The 2194-nt window shown below is 74.5% G+C and carries 2 protein-coding genes; both read right to left on the minus strand.

All coding sequences use genetic code 11. The features are described 5' to 3' along the window. Positions 1–153: 153 nt before the first annotated feature. Positions 154–1530 (minus strand): hypothetical protein, encoded by a 1377-nt coding sequence (locus E7Z54_RS17340; protein WP_136435839.1) that lies wholly within the window; start codon positions 1528–1530, stop codon positions 154–156. Positions 1531–1608: 78 nt separating this feature from the next. Continuing rightward, on the minus strand, positions 1609–2194 hold a 586-nt coding region (locus E7Z54_RS17345), incomplete at its 5' end, for a PadR family transcriptional regulator (RefSeq protein WP_206056348.1).

Consider the following 2194-nt stretch of genomic DNA (forward strand, 5'->3'; position numbering starts at 1 on the left):
CCACCGCCGCCGAACGCGGCACCGACCCAACCGGAGGTGGCGCCGACTCGGCGGGTTCCTGCGCGGAAGGTCCCGGTCGACGCCCTCGTGCTGCTGACCATGGGGGCGGTCGGGCTCCTCGTCGCGTTGGCACTGCTCCTGATCTAGCGGCCGTCAGCGGGCTGCGCGCAGTCGCCAGAGGCCGCCGGCCAGGCACGCGATGCTGGCGATGCCGAGGCCCAGCCCCGCCCAGCGCCGGCCGTCGAGCCAGCTGCCCTCGGCGTCGAGCACGACGGGGTTCCCCGACGCGACAGCGGCGAACGTGTCGTCGGCGACCAGGAACGGCTGCTCGGGAGAGTAGCCCCCCGGCCCCGGTCCGCCGCTCGGCGAGAGGACGGCCTGCTGGTACGACGGCTCCCCCTCGACCTGCCCGGTGACCGCGACGGTCAGCTCGACCGGGACCTCGACCGGGTCACGGTCGGCGTTCTCGTCGACCGGCGCCGCCGACAGCCCGATCCAGTAGTCGCCGGGCAGCACGGGCCGCGTGTCGTCGTACCGGTTGAGGTAGCGCAGCGGCGGCGTGCCGGCGACGAGATCAGCGACAGCGTCCGGCTCGACGGCGTAGGCGCCTTCGTTCGACTCGCTGGTGTCGAGGCTGTTGTGGGCGAAGGTGCTGCGGCTCGGTCCGACCAGGTGCACCCGCAGCGGGACCCCACCGCAGCAGCCGAGCTCGTCGACGGCTGCCTGGTCGACGCCCGGCGCCGTCGCGCGTACGACGAGCTGCTGGCCCCATTGCACCCCCACCCGCCAGAGCTGCTCGGTGCCCTCCTCGATCCTGGTCGAGACGGTGACGCCGTCGCTGCTGGGGTCGAGCTGCGGGGCGGCGTCGAACGACGGCGCGCCGGGCGCCTCCCGCGGCGTGCCCGGCTCGGGGACGTCGAACGAGACCTCCTCGTCCGCCGGCGGCAGGCCGGCCGGCGCGGAGACCGGGGCCTCCTCGACGACCTTGATCGCGACCGGGATCTCCGACACGTTGCTGCTGGAGCCGCGGCTCACCACGATCTGGACCGTCTCGGCCCTCAGGCACGGGGACTCGGTGTCATCGGGGTCGTCGGCGGCGACGATCACCTCCGCGCCGATCACGGCCTGCGGGACGGAGTAGGTCGACGAGCCCTGTGCGCTGCCGCAGGGCTCGCTGACGCCGTCAGTGATCACCGCTGCGGCCACGCTCACCAGGTCGCTCTCCGCCGTCTGCGGCGCGCCGAGGACGCCGACGTGGACCGTGCTGTTCTGGATCCGCCGCTGGTAGCTGAAGTGGTGGGCGTTCTTCGTCGTCGAGCCGCCGAGGACGTCGGCCCAGAGGCCGGGCTGGAGTGGGGTGGGACGGTCGGGGGCCGTGCTCCCGAGCCCGCCGCCCGGCAGGTCCTGGCCACCCAGGTCGACCGTGGTGGACGGCGCGAGGCCGGCCGCGGCGCCGTACCCGGTCGTGAGCGAGAGCCAGCCCAGACACAGCGCGCCGCCGATGACGAGGGGAAGGCGGCCGGGTCTCACCCGCGGAAGCCTATCCGCGCGAGCGTCCCGTCACCCTGCCATCAGGAGGTCACCGTCCCGTCAGGCGTCGCCGTCCCGTCAGGCGTCGCCGTCGGGCGCCGGCCCGTCGGCGAGGATGCCGTAGAGCCTGCGGCGCGCCTCGACCAGTACGTCGACGGCGGCCCGCCGCTGACCCTCGGAGCCAGAGGTCACGATCTGCCACACCGCGCTCATCACCTGGCCGATCTCGGCCCTCAGGTCGGCGTGCTCGCCAGAGCCTCCCTCAGTACCGGCTTCCCCGGGCTCGCGGCCACGGTCGAAGGGTGCCCAGACGGCAGCCAGCTCCTCGGCGTGCTCGGCGCAGTAGGTCGCGCCGTCCGGCGTGAGCCGGAGGGCGCGCCGGCCGCGCGTCTCGTCGAGCTCGACGAGGCCCTCGTCCTGCAGCTGCTGGACGGTCGGGTAGACCGAGCCGGGACTCGGCTTCCACGCGCCACCGCTGCGCTCCGTGATCTGCTGGATCACCTGGTAGCCGTTGGGAGACTCCTCGTGCTTCGCGGCGGCGCGCAGCACGTCGAGGATGGCCGAGCGGACGTCACCGCGCCGCACTCGCGGCCCACGGACGGGCTCCGGGCGGCCGAGGCCGAACAGCCCGGTCAGCCACGGCGGCGGAGCCCCCGGACCGCCG

It is taken from the genome of Nocardioides sp. (assembly GCF_004803405.1).
GTDB lineage: Bacteria > Actinomycetota > Actinomycetes > Propionibacteriales > Nocardioidaceae > Nocardioides > Nocardioides vastitatis.